12 protein-coding genes are annotated in these 16,295 nt (G+C 49.3%); 9 read left to right on the top strand and 3 right to left on the bottom strand.

Annotation, left to right across the window (positions count from 1 at the left end; translation table 11 throughout):
* The first annotated feature begins 351 nt into the window (after positions 1-351).
* The 8 genes from AC0QH1_RS27715 to AC0QH1_RS27680 all read left to right on the top strand — a co-directional run bounded on the left by AC0QH1_RS27715 (position 352) and on the right by AC0QH1_RS27680 (position 11,637).
* Entirely contained in the window at positions 352-1,404 is a 1,053-nt protein-coding gene (locus AC0QH1_RS27715) for a bifunctional riboflavin kinase/FAD synthetase (protein WP_324634672.1), read from the top strand.
* A gap of 214 nt (positions 1,405-1,618) precedes the next feature.
* A complete protein-coding gene (locus AC0QH1_RS27710) occupies positions 1,619-2,527 on the top strand; it encodes an AAA family ATPase (RefSeq protein ID WP_324634696.1) in 909 nt (302 codons plus the stop codon).
* A gap of 107 nt (positions 2,528-2,634) precedes the next feature.
* Positions 2,635-3,165, top strand: a complete 531-nt coding sequence (locus tag AC0QH1_RS27705; protein ID WP_324634671.1) for a diheme cytochrome C — start codon at positions 2,635-2,637, stop codon at positions 3,163-3,165.
* Between the two features lie 663 nt (positions 3,166-3,828).
* Positions 3,829-6,639, top strand: coding sequence for a preprotein translocase subunit SecA (gene secA / locus AC0QH1_RS27700; RefSeq protein ID WP_324634670.1), 2,811 nt, complete (start codon positions 3,829-3,831; stop codon positions 6,637-6,639).
* Positions 6,640-6,892: 253 nt separating this feature from the next.
* The gene (locus AC0QH1_RS27695; protein WP_324634669.1) at positions 6,893-8,032 is read left to right on the top strand and encodes a quinone-dependent dihydroorotate dehydrogenase; all 1,140 of its coding nucleotides are present in this window, start codon (positions 6,893-6,895) and stop codon (positions 8,030-8,032) included.
* A gap of 1,086 nt (positions 8,033-9,118) precedes the next feature.
* A complete protein-coding gene (locus AC0QH1_RS27690) occupies positions 9,119-9,619 on the top strand; it encodes a TlpA family protein disulfide reductase (protein ID WP_324634668.1) in 501 nt (166 codons plus the stop codon).
* Between the two features lie 235 nt (positions 9,620-9,854).
* On the top strand, positions 9,855-10,616 hold the full coding sequence (locus AC0QH1_RS27685; RefSeq protein WP_324634667.1) for a cytochrome c biogenesis protein CcdA: 762 nt from the start codon (positions 9,855-9,857) through the stop codon (positions 10,614-10,616).
* 352 nt (positions 10,617-10,968) lie between these two features.
* On the top strand, positions 10,969-11,637 hold the full coding sequence (locus AC0QH1_RS27680) for a SanA/YdcF family protein (RefSeq protein ID WP_324634666.1): 669 nt from the start codon (positions 10,969-10,971) through the stop codon (positions 11,635-11,637).
* 337 nt (positions 11,638-11,974) lie between these two features.
* On the opposite strand, the gene AC0QH1_RS27675 is transcribed toward AC0QH1_RS27680, so the two are convergent.
* Positions 11,975-12,160 (bottom strand): hypothetical protein, encoded by a 186-nt coding sequence (locus AC0QH1_RS27675; protein WP_324634665.1) that lies wholly within the window; start codon positions 12,158-12,160, stop codon positions 11,975-11,977.
* Positions 12,161-12,326: 166 nt separating this feature from the next.
* Positions 12,327-12,866: a hypothetical protein gene (locus tag AC0QH1_RS27670; RefSeq protein ID WP_324634664.1), complete on the bottom strand. Its 540-nt coding sequence runs from the start codon at positions 12,864-12,866 to the stop codon at positions 12,327-12,329.
* Positions 12,867-13,539: 673 nt separating this feature from the next.
* On the opposite strand from AC0QH1_RS27670, the gene AC0QH1_RS27665 reads away from it, so the two are divergent.
* The gene (locus tag AC0QH1_RS27665) at positions 13,540-13,917 is read left to right on the top strand and encodes a Mo-dependent nitrogenase C-terminal domain-containing protein (RefSeq protein ID WP_324634663.1); all 378 of its coding nucleotides are present in this window, start codon (positions 13,540-13,542) and stop codon (positions 13,915-13,917) included.
* A 46-nt stretch (positions 13,918-13,963) separates the two neighbouring features.
* Here the strand turns inward: AC0QH1_RS27665 and AC0QH1_RS27660 are convergent, their stop codons facing one another.
* Positions 13,964-16,255 carry a transglutaminase TgpA family protein gene (locus AC0QH1_RS27660; RefSeq protein ID WP_324634662.1) on the bottom strand — a complete coding sequence of 764 codons (2,292 nt, stop codon included), beginning with the start codon at positions 16,253-16,255 and terminating at the stop codon, positions 13,964-13,966.
* Positions 16,256-16,295: the final 40 nt, after the last annotated feature.

Below are 16,295 nucleotides of genomic sequence, written 5' to 3'. Positions count from 1 at the left end.
TGGCTTGGCGGGCAGGGGCGATCGCGCTTCGATCCGGGCAGAGGGAAGTATTTGCTTTGTATCTGGATTGATTTGTTTGCCCAAGTTATTGGGTTCAAAAAACAGCTCTGTGCTGAATTTCGTGCAGCATAAAATAATTGACCCCGTTGGGAATCCCCCAAGAGTCGGAGAACGAACCCAGGCAGAGAAACGAACTCAATTAGCCTCGGCGTGGGCTGGCAAAAGCTTGAGGGGAGAGAACCGCCCCACCCGGCTGCTTTTCCCCTGGCAATCGGGAAACCCAAGCCAGAAAAATTGAAAATTCTGGCGACGAGTGTGGGGAATTTCCCTTTGTGTGTCAAAATGTAAACTGTGTGGATTACCTCAACTCTTTCAACGGCGCTGACTCCCACCTCTGTAGCCCTCGGAAACTTTGATGGCGTGCATCGGGGGCACAGACAAGTCATGCAGCCGATTTTCAACCCATTGATAGCGCGTCAACCGATCGCTGTGCCTCCAGTCAGGGGTGACAGCTCCATTCCCTTGCGTGCTTCCCACTCAAAACCGCCATCTCCAGATCGGCGCGATCGCAGCATGGCACATCCCTACGCCACTGTGGTCACCTTTTCTCCCCATCCCAAAGAATTCTTTTCCGGTCAACGCAGAAGTCTGCTGACTCCCCTTGACGAAAAGGTAAAAGTCCTCGAAGCGATGGGCGTCGAGCAGCTCGTGTTATTACCCTTCGATCGCCAATTGGCGCGCATGAGTCCGCAAGAGTTTGTCGAACAAATTTTAGTGCGGCAGCTCAAAGCCACGCAAATCAGCGTGGGTGAGGATTTTTGCTTTGGTCGCCAGCGATCCGGTAGCGTCGCTGACCTACAAGCGATCGCCGCCCAATATAACGTACAGGTCCAGATCGTGCCCCTGCAAACCACCAATGGCCAGCGGATCAGCAGTTCCGCCATCCGGGAAGCCCTGCAAGCCGGCAAAGTGCAGCGCGCCAACCAAATTCTCGGACGACCCTACTCCCTCGTCGGAAAAGTCGTGCGCGGACAGCAAGTTGGCAGAACCATCGGCTTTCCCACCGCCAATCTCCAACTTCCCCCCCATAAATTCTTGCCGCGACATGGGGTCTATGCCGTGCGGGTGCATTGTCCCGGCGAGATTTCGCCAGACGCTTGCGCGATCGGCGCATTGAATATTGGCTGTCGGCCCACCGTGGATGAGAACCAGACCCCAACCGTGGAAGTCCACCTGCTCGACTGGTCCGGGGAACTGTACGATCGCACCCTTACCGTAGAACTCGAACACTTTCTGCGATCGCAACAAAAATTCCCCTCCCTCGAAGCCCTCAAAGCCCAAATTCAAACCGACTGTCACCAAGTCAGAGCCTTACTCGCGCCACCCCAAAAATCTTCCGCTTAACCTACCCAGCGACGGTCAAATGTGGTTTGACCGTCGCTGTATTTTACACATCAAATTACCAATAACTTACAGAGGATAGTTTATCTCCCATAGACTATCCCCCATCCCGGCTAGTGTGGTAGCATGAAGCATTTATGCTCTGGGAGGGAAAAATTTGGATAATCCCTACCAAGACCTGTCACCTTAAAAATCTCAGGTTAACCCTACCCCTATGATCAGAGAACGTGTAGATCGGCTAACCCAAAACCTGAGCCGTACCATTGTCGGAAAAGCAGAATCAATTCAGTTAGTCCTAGTCGCCCTTTTTTCCGGCGGTCATGCCTTATTAGAAGACGTTCCCGGTGTCGGCAAAACCCTGCTAGCCAAATCCCTAGCCCGCTCGATCGCCGGCGAATTCAAACGCATTCAATGCACCCCCGATTTATTACCCAGCGATATCACCGGCACCAATATCTGGAATCCCAGTAGCGGCGAATTTCAATTTCTCCCCGGCCCAGTCTTTGCCAACGTCCTGCTAGCGGACGAAATCAACCGCGCCACCCCCCGCACCCAATCCGCCTTGCTCGAGGTAATGGAAGAGCGACAAATCACCGTAGATGGCGTAACCCGGACCGTGCCCACCCCCTTTTTCGTCATTGCCACCCAAAACCCCATCGAATACCAAGGCACCTTTCCCTTACCCGAAGCCCAGATGGATCGCTTCACCTTATCCCTCTCCGTGGGATATCCCACCCAAGACGAAGAACTGCAAATGCTCCAAGGGCTAGCCCACAAGATTGCGGTAGAAGAATTGCAGCCTTGTATTGAATTATCAGAAGTCCTCGAACTGTCGCGTCTGTGTTCTCAAATCAAAGTCGAACACTCCCTGCAACAGTACATCATCAACCTGGTGCGCGCCACCCGGGATTCCGAAGAGATTACCCTCGGCGTCAGTCCCCGGGGTGCAGTGGCCTTATATCGCGCCACACAAGCCTTCGCATTTCTCGAAGGTCGGGACTATGCGATTCCCGATGATGTGAAATATTTAGCCCCCCACGTCCTGTCCCACCGCCTCATCCCAGCAGGCGGACGCCGCCCCAAGAACCTGATAGAGCAACTGTTGCGCCAAGTTCCCATCCCCTAATCTTCTTCGAGGCATCCGCGATAGACGGTGGAGGTGGCAGTGCAGGGGCAACGGACCGACACCGGACAGGCACCAGCGTCGTTCTTCATCTTGACCACCAGATAGTTATGTCACCCTTTGCAACACAAAAACGCATCAAGCAGCAGTGGCGGAGATTGCCCCTCATCGGGTTGCTATTGCTGCTGGTGTGGAGTTTCGCGATCGCCGGGGAGATCGCCCATGCCCTAGAGGTTCCCCACATCAACACCGTAGACCCCGTACCTGCCGAATTACAACTCGGGGAAGAACTGTATCTAAATAATTGTTCCACCTGTCATATTGCCGTGCCCCCCGCCGTGCTGCCCACCCAAACCTGGCTGCAACTGCTACAAGATCCCAATCACTACGGCAAACGAATCGAACCGCTCATCGATCCTGGTCGCCTACTGGTGTGGAACTACCTGCAAAACTTCTCCCGTCCGCAAACCGCCGATGAAGCTATCCCCTATCGCGTGGGCGCATCCCGCCACTTCAAAGCCCTGCACCCCAGAGTCGAGCTATCCCAACCCATCTCCCTGATGACCTGCGTCACCTGCCACCCTGGGGCGAGCAATTATGATTTTCGCAGTCTCACCCCAAAGTGGGAAAACGCCGAGTGAACCATCTGGAAAATGCAGCCGGGAATTGAGCATCCCGGGGCAAGGGCGTGAAATCCCATGCATGAGGAGGATGGGGGAAAACCAGCAACCCAAGTAGAAGAAACCCTCACCAGGGCGATCGCCAATCCTCAGCCCCCAGAGGTTTCCCGATCGCCCGCTCAAATGTAAAATGATAAAATTAATATAAGTTCAAATTTGGAGCGCTCAATCTGAAAAACCGACGAGATTCGCTTAATTTCAATTCCCAGCGCTCTGACTTCTCTTGCCAGCAGCCTGCGGGTTGTCTCCGTGGAGGGTTAATCTAGCCTGCACGCGAGTCAACAGTGCCGACCTCAAACCCAACAGACCGGGAAAATATAGAGGGACGCCCAATCGTGCGGTTGCTTCTTTCCTTCCCCGCGTTAAATCAGGTTCTCAAATCTCAGCAACGCGATCGGTAATTGTCTTTGCGTTGGTGGAGAACCAGGGAAAAAAGCCCGGTTAACCGTAGCACACCCAACCCGACTAATTGTCCGTGAAACGATTGTTTTTCGCGCTACTTGTTTAGCCGATAAATTGACAAATGCCAACCCTTGCTACCCGGCGATCGGGTCAATCGAGCAAGGCATCAGGCGTTTGCACTGGCGATTAAATTTATCTTTAAAGTACCCCGAATGTCCTGCCATGCTTAAAAATCTGCTAGGCGATCCCAACGCACGCAAACTAAAAAAGTATCAACCCACCGTGGTTGAGATCAACCTACTCGAAGAAGAGATCCAAGCGCTCACCGACGAGCAACTCACCGCCAAAACCGCCGAATTTCGAGAGCAGCTCGCGAAAGCGAAATCTCTCAACGAAGAAAAAGAAATCCTGGAAGATATCCTGCCCGAAGCCTTTGCCGTCGTGCGCGAAGCGGCAAAGCGAGTGTTGGGCATGAGACACTTCGACGTGCAGTTACTCGGCGGGACAGTCCTGCACGTGGGACAGATTGCCGAAATGAAAACCGGGGAAGGAAAAACCCTGGTAGCGACCTTGCCCGCCTATTTAAACGCTCTGAGTGGAAAAGGGGTGCATATCGTCACCGTGAACGATTACCTGGCTCGCCGGGACGCCGAATGGATGGGGCAAGTGCATCGCTTCCTCGGTTTGAGCGTGGGCCTGATTCAACAAGGCATGAGTCCCACCGAACGCCGAAAAAACTACAACTGCGACATTACCTACTGCACGAACTCCGAACTGGGGTTTGACTACTTGCGCGATAACATGGCAACCTCGATCGCCGATGTGGTGCAACGTCCCTTCAACTACTGCATCATTGACGAGGTAGATTCGGTGTTGATTGACGAAGCGCGCACCCCGTTAATCATTTCCGGTCAGGTAGAAAGACCCACACAGAAGTACAAGCGAGCTACCAAAATCGCCAGCGCACTCACGAAGGAAGAGCATTACGAGGTAGACGAAAAAGCCCGTAATATTATTCTCTCCGATGAAGGTTTTGCCAAAGCTGAGGAGCTCTTGGAAGTCACCGACCTTTACGACCCGGCAGATCCTTGGGCGCACTACGTGTTCAATGCGATTAAAGCCAAGGAATTGTTTATTAAGGACGTGAACTATATCGTCCGCCAGGGTGAAGTGGTGATCGTGGATGAATTCACCGGACGGGTGATGCCGGGACGCCGGTGGAGTGATGGGTTGCACCAAGCGATCGAAGCCAAAGAAGATGTGGACATTCAACCCGAAACCCAAACCTTGGCCACGATTACCTATCAAAACTTTTTCCTGCTTTATCCCAAATTGGCAGGGATGACCGGCACTGCGAAAACCGAAGAAGCTGAGTTCGAGCGGATTTACAATTTGCAAGTGACCGTGGTTCCCACCAACCGTCCCCTGGGGCGCAAAGATCTCTCCGATGTGGTGTACAAAACCGAACAAGGCAAGTGGCACGCGATCGCGCAAGACTGTGCCGAAATGCACCATGCCGGTCGTCCGGTGTTGGTCGGTACCACCAGTGTGGAAAAATCAGAGGTCCTCAGCAATCTGCTGCAAAGCTTGCAAATTCCCCACAACCTGCTCAACGCCAAACCCGAAAATGTGGAGCGAGAATCCGAAATCGTCGCCCAAGCCGGTCGCAAAGGTGCCGTGACGATCGCCACCAACATGGCCGGTCGCGGTACCGACATCATCCTCGGCGGGAACGCCGAATACATGGCCCGGTTGAAAACCCGCGAGTACCTGTTGCCCCGCATCGTCCGTCCCGAAGAAGAAGAAGAGTTGGCAACCGTCAAAGTTGCCGGCACGAACCAGCGCAACAAAGCAGAAGGTTTTGCTGCCGGGAAAAAGGTGAAATCCTGGAAAGCATCCCCGCAAATTTACCCCACCGAACTGTCTCGCGAAACCGAAAAACAGCTCAAAGCGGCGGTGGATTTTGCCGTACAGCACTATGGGGAACGCAGCTTGCCAGAACTGGAGGCAGAAGATAAAATCGCCGTTGCCTCGGAAAAAGCCCCCACCGATGACCCGGTGATTCAAAAACTGCGCGAAGTTTACAACCAGATCCGCGAAGAATACGAAGGGTTTACCCAGCGCGAACATGAAGAAGTGATCTCACGCGGCGGACTGCACGTGATCGGGACCGAACGTCACGAGTCCCGCCGGATTGATAACCAGTTGCGCGGACGGGCCGGACGTCAGGGAGACCCCGGTTCCACGCGGTTTTTCCTCAGCTTACAGGATAATCTGTTGCGAATTTTCGGCGGCGATCGCGTGGCAGGATTGATGAATGCCTTCCACGTGGATGAAGATATGCCCATCGAGTCCGGAATGCTGACTCGCTCCTTGGAAAACGCCCAGAAAAAAGTCGAAACCTACTACTACGACATCCGCAAACAGGTCTTCGAGTACGACGAAGTGATGAACAACCAGCGTCGTGCTATCTATGCCGAACGCCGTCGGGTTCTTGAAGGACTGGACTTGAAAGAACAGGTGATTAAATACGCCGAAAAAACGATGGATGACATCGTGGAAGCCTATGTCAACCCCGACTTGCCCTCGGAAGAATGGCAGCTTGACAGTTTGGTGGAAAAAGTCCAAGAATTTGTCTATCTCCTGTCTGACCTCGAACCCAATCAACTCGAAGATTTATCGATGGAGGAAATTAAAACGTTCCTTCACGAACAAGTGCGGATTGCTTACGATTTGAAAGAATCGCAAGTGGATCGGATTCAACCGGGCCTGATGCGCCAAGCTGAACGATTCTTTATTCTGCAACAAATCGATACCCTGTGGCGCGAACACCTTCAACAAATGGACGCCTTGCGCGAATCCGTGGGGTTACGCAGTTACGGTCAAAAAGATCCGTTGCTCGAATACAAGAGCGAAGGGTACGAACTGTTCCTCGACATGATGACGAATATTCGTCGCAATGTGGTGTACTCTCTGTTCCAATTCCAGCCACAAATGCAATCGGCTTCTCCTGCTGTGGTGGAACAGCGATAGCCTGAATGGGAGAATTGAAAATTAAGAAGTGAGACCAATTTTTCGGCTCGTTCTTGATGTTTAATTCTCTCTCCCATCTCCCCCCATCTCGTTCCCAGCATGAGCTGGGAACGCCCCCACAGAGGCTCTGCCTCCTAATTCTGTGCCAAAATTAATGTGAAAAGCCCCGCAGCCAAAAACGGTGGGGCGTTTGCATTTAAAGCCTCTCTTATGCGGGCTAATTCAATCGTTTCTCAGGGCTGATTATCGAACCTTGGATATCTATAAAACTGCACTTCGGCCAATTATTTTTTCGGGATTGCAACCGGATCCGGAATGGTGGCATCATCAGACGATGCAAACCCTGGGATGGTTAAATCGCTACGGCGATCGCCCCCCAGTGAGTGGGATTTTGTCTCAACTGAGAAACAGCGCTTGTCTCCGGGATTCTCGGTTAGAACAAACCCTTTGGGGGATAAAATTTCCCAATCCTATTGGATTAGCGGCAGGATTTGATAAAAATGGCACCGCCGCCGGGGTTTGGTCCAGTTTGGGATTTGGTTTTGCCGAACTCGGTACTGTCACCTTTCACGCGCAAAGCGGCAACCCTCGCCCGCGAATGTTTCGGTTGCGAGAAGATTTGGCGGCAATTAATCGCATGGGATTTAATAATGACGGGGCGGAAACATTAGCCAAACGCCTAATTTATGCACATGATAAGGGGCAAATGAGCAATGACAAACCTATCATTGGGATTAATTTAGGCAAATCTAAGATAACCCCACTGGAAGAAGCGCCGGCAGATTATTTAGGCAGTTTTCGCCTGTTGAAAGGGTTGGGCGATTATTTTGTGGTGAATGTGTCTTCGCCGAATACACCGGGATTGCGATCGCTGCAAGAAGGGAAACAATTAGGGGCGATTTTAGAGGTTTTGCAAGGGGAGAATCAAGGGAAAAAACCGATTTTGGTGAAGATTGCCCCGGATTTGGAGTGGGAGGCAATTTCAGAGGCGATCGCTGTTGCCAAAACCTATCAACTGGCGGGAATTATTGCCACCAATACCACCATCCGCCGAGATGGATTAAAAACCGAAACAATTGACTTAACCGGCAAACCGATAACGGAAGAAGCGGGGGGATTGAGTGGAATGCCTTTAAAAGAGCGATCGACCGAAATCATCCGGTTTATTCATCAGCAAACCCAAGGACAAATGCCGATAATTGGCACCGGAGGAATTTTCACCGCAGAAGACGCTTGGGAGAAAATTACCGCCGGTGCGAGTTTGCTGGAAATTTACACCGGTTTGATTTACGAAGGTCCCTGGATGGTGCGCCGGATATTAGAAGGGTTGCTGCAGAAGTTAGAAGAAAATGGATTGGGAAGTATTGGCGAAGCAGTTGGAAGAGGGAGTTAAAGATTGGAGGAGAGATAGGCGGATCGCAAGTATGTAGACCAAATAAATTGCACCCTCGCTCTGACTGCAAGCGTTGTTATGCGGTAGATTAGGGTGCAATTTATTAGTAACATACACTGAATGTATTTCAATTCTGCATGACTGAAAAAGCTGAGGTAGGTATGAATTTTTATTTTGGATAAAAACTGCTCATAATATATTTCATCATATCAACTTATCGTACTACCCATGAAATTATAGCTTCGTTCGGCACCGATAAGTTTCCTGCAGAATTGGTCAAAGGTATATAAAATTGAGGCAAAGGTTCTTGCAGTAGGGCGCGAATCGAGAATTTATAGCAGATACAAACTCAGTTTACATCCTACACTGTTTTCCCTGTAAAAGGGGCTTTTGAGAGATTGTACTGTCAATTTTCTCCCTGACTGATTCGGTTTCTGGTCAGTGAAAAAATTAATCTAGATGGAGTTTGTTATGCGGATCGAATAACCCTCAATACCTCCTCATGTTTTTACTCCACATACAACCACCGAAATAAATCGCGCGCCGATAGTTGCCACTCTGTCAATATACTCAACCCGAATAAACTATCATCATTCATCCTTGCCTGTGGGGTTTGATTCGGTTAAAAAATCATCATATTCACCCGCTTTGCAATAAATTCTCCGGGGGAATCGTTCAAGTCGTATTTAGACAACTTGTCTGCTTTAACAGTAAGCGTTTTAGTCAGTTTTTAACCGACTTTAGCTATGAGGCGGGGATTAAAATCCCCGCCCGGTTATCTTTATTGACAATTGTAGAAACTCTGAATGTTTCAAAAATAATGATGATGAGTTCTTCCCGAGTGTTAGATTAATTTTTGCTGAGAACCGAGGCAACCCTGCGTATCGAGACTGATTCAGCCATTTTTATAGGTTTTATTAAGCATTCAGGTGTTTCTCATCTAGCACTCATCTGTTCAGAATTTAATGAGGTTAACCTCAAAGAAAGAGCGGAATAAAGGCGCTCTTTTTGACAAGCGGGGAATAGAAAATCCCCCTATTGATAGTTGCTCTGTTGCAGATAAACACTAGATTTTGGAGATTGACAATGCGGAAACCTGCTTTATGGATCGGCTTATTTCTGAGTAGTGTGGTTGTCACGGTAACGCTAGTGACGGGAACTACAGGCAAAACTTCTGCTACGCCCGATCGCGCGATCGCGCAAACCACTTCCTCCGCCTCGGTACAGGGTAATGTGGGCGGTCCTCTGGCGCAACAACTGCAAGGAAAACCCGTGGTTGTTGATATTTATGCCACCTGGTGTCCCGCCTGTGGCAACATTGCTCCAACCCTGTCTCAATTGCGTCAGGAATATGGCGATCGCATTCACTTTATTAAACTCGATGTCAGCGATCGTTCCCAAACCAGTGAATCAGAAACCCGCGCCAACGAACTAGGACTCGCCAGCTTTTTTGCCGAAAATAAATCCAACACGGGCAGCGTCACCATCATCGATCCCGACACTGGAAATATCTTGGCTCAGTATCGTAACAATCCAGATAAATCTGCTTACACTCGGGTCATCGACTCAGCGCTTAACCCCCAATAATCAATCGCTAAAGGTTGGTTAACTTCCACCCTCTCCTTAACCAACCTTCCCATATTCCCTCTCTTCCATCCGACTTTTTTAATCCCAATAAACCCCTTACTCCTTGACCCTTTGTAAAATTAACCTCCCGATTCCAGGTTATCAAAAAACCATGACTAATTTTGACAAGTCCCATCGTTCGACTAAACTACCTCTGCTTGTAAAATCCCGAAAAAAATGGCTACTTTGGGGAGGATTGCTGCTATTGGGCTTAGTCCTGGCACTGGTCATCAGCGAACCGATTGCTGCACAAATCGAACATATGATAGCGCTTGTAGAAAATCGCTACCAGCAGTGGTTTGTTCGGCAAAACGTTACCAATCCACTGGTATTATTTTCCCTGGCATTTATTGGCGGATTGATTGCGAGTATTTCTCCCTGCATCCTGGCCATGTTACCCATTAACTTAAGCTACATCGGAACTCGCAATATCACCTCTCGGCGCGATGCCTTTATCAAAGCAAGTTTGTTTGTTCTGGGAGCGGTCACTATCTTAAGTTTTTTTGGGTTAACCTCTTCGTTTGCCGGTGCGGTCATGGTTGATTATCGGGGATACATTAATTTGACCGTGGGAGCCATCATTTTTGTCATGGGTTTGGGTCTAATTGGACTGATAAAAATTCCTTTACCCACAGTCAATGTCAATGCTTCTAATTTAGGGCCTTATGGCGTTGGCTTGACCTTTGCTTTGGTCAGTTCTCCCTGCGCTAGTCCGGTTTTATTTGCGGTGCTTGCAGCAGCGGCAGCCACGGGGTCTAAACTGATTGGAACTGTGACGATGATTAGCTATGCATTGGGATATACGATGGTTATTTTCCTTGCCAGTCTGTTGACTGGATTTGCGACCCAAGCCAAAACATTGATGCAGTATTCGGACTGGATTATTCGGATTGGGAGTGTGGCTCTGATTTTAGGAGGCGTTTATTATGTTGTTGAGGGAATTCGCTGGTTTTTATAGGGTTTAGTGTAACTTTTGAATAAATTGGAAAATAGCCTATGTCTGAATTGTTGAATGACATGCTTTATATAAGAGTTGGAGATGAACGTTATTTTTTGCCCGAGATTAGCCTGTAAGACAAAATCCCGCGCAAAACTATGCCTGAAAAGTAGCCTGTGTGGGAGAGCGATCGCTTTCCCCTGCGACTTCTCGATCGCCAGTTTTTTTCTGAAGATTCAAAATCAGGTAAACTGGGAGAAGCGATCGCATCATAATCAAAGCGCGATCGCCCTGGCGATTGTCCTTCTCCAGGTCATCTATAATAGGTATGACTGCATTTTGACCCCCGAATGTTTTGGCGATCGCAACTCCAATGAAACTATTGATACTTCATCCCTGGTTTTTCAACTGGCGTTTTATTCTTCTCCTCCTCGCCGTGAGTGTCCCCCTCATCCCCGTGGCACTCAATTACTACGTTTATTCCGCCACCCAACCCTATCGCTACAGCGATCGCGATCGGGTGACTCCCCAACCGATTGCTATTGTTTTGGGTGCGGGAGTGTGGGAAGATGGCACCCCCACTCCCATGCTTGCCGATCGCATTCAAGCTGCAGTAGATCTCTACAAAAGGGGTCGTGTCCAAAAAATTTTGATGACTGGCGATAACAGCACTCCCCACTACAACGAAGTGGCGGCGATGCAGAACTATGCCGAAAAACGCGGCGTTCCTGTAACAGATATCACCCTTGACTACGCCGGATTCAGCACCTACGAAAGTTGCTATCGCGCCAAAGAAATTTTTGGCATTCAACAGGCAATATTAATCACCCAACGCTATCATTTACCCCGCGCCGTCTACACTTGTCGTCAGATGGGAGTAGATGCTATTGGGCTAGGAACCCCCGATTGGGGAGTCTTTCGCAACGATTCCATGCGATATTATATCCTGCGAGAGATATTAGCGGTAGTCAAAGCATTATGGGAAATTCATATAACCCGCCCCCGCCCGACATTTCTCGGCCCGTTTGAAGGCATTTCGTGAAGCTTTTCGCCTTCAGGAGAGAGATTTTGCGCCAATTATATGGGCTATTTTTTTATCTGGCAAGCAGAAAATCATCTTTTTGAAAAGTTCTCAAACCGCGACAAAGAAATTCTTTAATGGCTGAGACTGTTAGGGCACCCTGATTCAAAAGTTGCACCCCTAGCATTCTCGGTTTGCCGATGTTCTCGAATCAGTCATTGAGGCAATTGGCAACAATTTTGTGGCAAGAGATTTAGGCGATCGCACCCCTTGCACCCCGATTGCGATAGCTTGCCACATCCGCATTGCATTCGATTACCGACAATCGATTCGGCTTTTTTCGGTGGAGAGACCCATTTTACTCTTGCTTTTCGTCAAACAGGCCCATTTTATTCCACAGCAGATTAACCATCATCGCTTTTGCGATGGCATTTAACTCTTCTGTGGTTTCGCTGTCCCCGGAGTTAGGCTGAACCTCCGGTTGGCGTTTTTCGGACGTTTCTTGTTCCCTTTCATCCGGGGTTGGAGTTTCTTCAGGATTCATGTTGCTGTCACCTTCCGTAATGGATTTAGACCTATTCTTACTATATTGCATCCTTTGAAAAGGATTGTCCGCGATCGCTATCTCGGCGATCGTGTGACAATCCTGCGGGGGGATTGCGATCGCGATCGCCTCGGCCATTTTTCTCTCTGATTGCAAAATTATGACATCACGATTGCTGCGGATCTAACTCCACATTTAACTCCCCATTTTCACGAGGAGATTGTATCAGGGTTAACTCTAACTTCCAGTTTTTACCTTGAAGCTGCTTTTTGGAATAGATAAATTCTTTTCCGGTTTCGAGTTGAACGATATAAGAACTTAATTCGGGCAGGTTTTTGACTTCTAGGGGAAAATTGCAGGTCATTATTGAAAAATCCCGTTGCAGCGGTTCGGGCTCTCCTTTTCCTAAATTTCCCCGGGCGATAACTTGGCGATCGCGATTTTTGACCAACACTTCCATCCCCTCCTTAATCTCGCGATCGGCACTTTTTTGACAAGGATTCTCATCTTCCGTAGAAAGCAACTCCACAGTTCCCGTCAACCTGTAATACCGGGGTTCTGGTAATTCTCTCGAATTCAAAACTTTTGGAGGACCGGGTGTAGAAATCGGAATGAAACCTCCTAACAAGCCCCCCACGGCAAAAACAATTACCGTGCGAAATAACGTTAATTTTTTAACCCCTTTCATCAACTGTTTCAAAACCATTTGATTGTTGTCATACCTCTCACGCTTTATTTATATAATGCCCTAAATCTATTTTTTTGTCTTCTTTCTGGAGAGGTATTTTATTTGTCCCTCTTTGGTAAGGTATGATTGCAGGCTGAGGTTGCTAATTTGACTAAAACACTTGCCAATTATTGTGTATTGTAGTTTCAAATAATAGGTACCAAGCCGCCGATGAAGAGGAGTAACTCTGCTAAACACTATTCGTCAGTAATTGTTGTTCTATTATTTTTCTATCTGGTTACCTACAATTTAAATCGGAAAAATCGGAATATTTCAAATAACTATTGGCCGTATTTTGTTGTTGAATTAATAGCTTTTGTCAAAGTGGCAATAACGCAAGCTGGGATAGAAGTCTGTTATTGGGCCAAAAACAGATAGTCGGAGGAGCAAGGGAACAAAATCAAGGGGTGGCGATCGCAACTGCACAGTCAGATAACCAAAGTTTGGGCTTTCCGTCACTCGAAAGCCTTGCAAAATGGGGCACTACAGGAGAAGGAATCGCCGAAACAATCAGCTCATCACAACCCAACAGGTAAATGAAAAGCAACCTAAGCTACAAAACGCGAATTCTGCACTTTCCGGTTCAGGCAAATTCACAGTTGTAGAGTTGTAAAAAGCGCTTTTCAGACATCCAAAACAGCGGAAAAGAAAGATGAATGTATTAGAGCTTACCTTAAAAAACTTGCTTCAAACGCCTACAGCGGAACGTTCTGCAAAACAAAGCAACAGCACCCGCAATACTGTTAGGCTGCATAGTTCTCAGAACCGCAAATTTGACCTATTGCGTCCCCTAAAGCAGCGGCTCGATCGCATCCAAGTCGGAAATCCAAAATCGGCAAGGTTACTGTGTAAACTGATTCCAGCACAGTGTCCGTTTGCGCGAGAAATTAAACTATTCGGAAAAGTTTGGTTTCGCATTCCGCCCCTGTGCAAGATAAACCCGTTATACGAACAGTTGATGAGTCTTCGCTTCCGGGCATTATGTTATTTGGTAGAAGAATGCGGTGAGGAATCATCAGCCTATGGTTGAATTGGATATCTCAACTGGCGGTATTTGTTATCCTCACCGCGCTTTTTTAACGCTGGCGGAGCGATCGCTTTTTCAACCCTTGCAACCGTTGGCGCAGGTGCTCGATATTGGGTTCTTGACGACCATAACGCCAACGAATATAAGCCTGGGAAATTTCTTCGATCGCCCCCACATCCAGATTCGTTTGGTGTCGGCGCAACTCCCGCGCGTACTCAAACGGCGTTTGTGCTGGATGCTTGCGATATCCCTGACGCTTTAAAGTATCCAGAGTTTGACGATAAAGCCGTTCCATCGGCGGCATTTTTCCCAGGAAACGACCATAGCGCCACTGCACGAATCCATTCCAAGCCAACCAACCGAGAAATCCGATACTGGTCACTAAAATCAAGCCGGCAAACAGACCCACCCAACCCCGGGTAAACAGGCGAAAAAGCCAAGCAATACTGCCAAGCACCCAGGTGCCCAGAGCGGAAAAAATTCCTTCGAGCAGACCGGTTACTGGAGAGGGCAACCAACCCGCCACCCAGTTCCAAAACTGCCGCAAAACGCCAAACCGTCGAGATTCTTCAATTGACGGAGGAATGAGGTCGTGACCGGGAATGGGGTCAAAGGCAAACCAACCGAACTCAGGAAAATAGACCTCAGTCATCGCATAAGCATCGGTATTTTGAACCACATAAAGACCGGTAAAGGGATTAAAGTCTCCCGGAGCAAAACCGACCACCAGACGCGCTGGAATACCAATAGAACGCAGCATGATGGTATAAACCGTGGAGAAGTGATCCGGGTAGCCTCCTTGCACCTCGAAGAGAAACTGGAGGACCAAATCTTCATCAGGATCCAAAAAAGGCAAACCGAAGGGGTCTGAGGGGATGGTGTAGTTTTGTTTGAGGTATTGGGCGAGATAAAGGGATTTTTCGTAAACCGAAGTGAGGGGTTTGGGGGAGGTTTGTAAGATTTCTTCAGTGCGTTGGCGGACGCGATCGGAGATTGCCGGTGGAACTTGGAGATAGTATTTGCGAGTTTGGTCAGAATAGTCCGTGGGCGCTTGACCTAAAGCGGTGCGATCGCGGTAGGGGACTTCAGAAATCACCGTATAAGTCAGACCTTCAATTAACCCCAGGGGCGATCGCAGACTGCCCTCCGGATCCACCGCGATTTGTTCCGTGGGAAAATAAAGAATCTTCGGATCGGCAAGTGCGGGAATAATATTCGGCAAATCGGAAACCGCCGTGTAACTTTGAACCACATCTCGATGCGGGACTCGGGGTTTCTCGTTAGGAATCACGAATTGGTAAGTCCAGCTTGGGCGATCGAGAGTTTCGGCATCTTCATTGCGAGAGATTTCCCAACCTTTACCCGTGTAGCGGTCAAATGCCAGCACTCGCCAAAAACCGGGAGCCTGCGATCGCACCCGCATCACCACCTGGGGCGTCATTTCGCCGCGCAGGTTTTGATTGATGCGGGTGTTAAAACCGTAGTAAAATGTGTCGTCGAGTTCGCCGGCAGCGTCATCGGAAGAACCCTCCCCCGTGCCGGTGCCTTCGCCGTCCCCGTTACTATAACCCGGGTTGACAATACTGCGACCGTCAAATTCCCCCTCGAATTCGATGCCAGAACTCACCGGAAACGTTTGGAGTTGGTAGCTCGGAAAGCGAGGCAGGAGGGCAAAAATCCCCAGTCCCAAAGAGACGATCGCCGCGAAAAGGATAGCGTAAAATTTGAGCGCCGAGACGTTGAGTTGACGGCGTTTGCGTTTGGTTTTTCCACGGGGCGAGGGAGTCAGGCCCAAGCGAGAGCGATAATCTAAGACAAGAGTTGGCAGGGCGATCGCTAAAAATACCAGCAAAAAAGGGGCGAAGGCTAACGTTTGGCTAACCGTTCCGGCGACCCCTAACAGAATCAAGGCGATCGCCATCGAATATCCCAAGTCTTGTCGGCGCGGTAGGTCAAAGCTATGGAGAACTTGAAGTTGAATTAATAATTCCGCCAAAACCACCCGGGTGTCGTTGAGTTCTTCCACCAAGCGCCCGAAGAACGCCGCCAACGCCACCAGCATTCCGATGGCGAGCAGGAACTTGACCGCAATATTGCGATTGCGCCGTCGATACCAGCTCCAAGTTGCACCGAGAATGCTCGCCGGAACCGCCCACAGACTCATAGAAGTTCCTGCTGCCACATCAGTCGCCACAATTCCCACCAGAACCAGTGATTGCACCAGAACGCGGAGGGAAAGAGAGTCCTCCACCACGGGAGTTGGCAAGGTTTTAAGCTGCTGCCATAGACGACCGACTAAGGGGAGGTTTTGCAGATGCTGAGTCCCTGAAAAGTTAAACATAAATCGTGGAAGGAAATGTAGGGGTAGGAAGAAGGGGAAT

The sequence above is a fragment of the Phormidium sp. CCY1219 genome (assembly GCF_055795085.1).
This window is presented reverse-complemented; position numbering and strand designations above follow the sequence as displayed.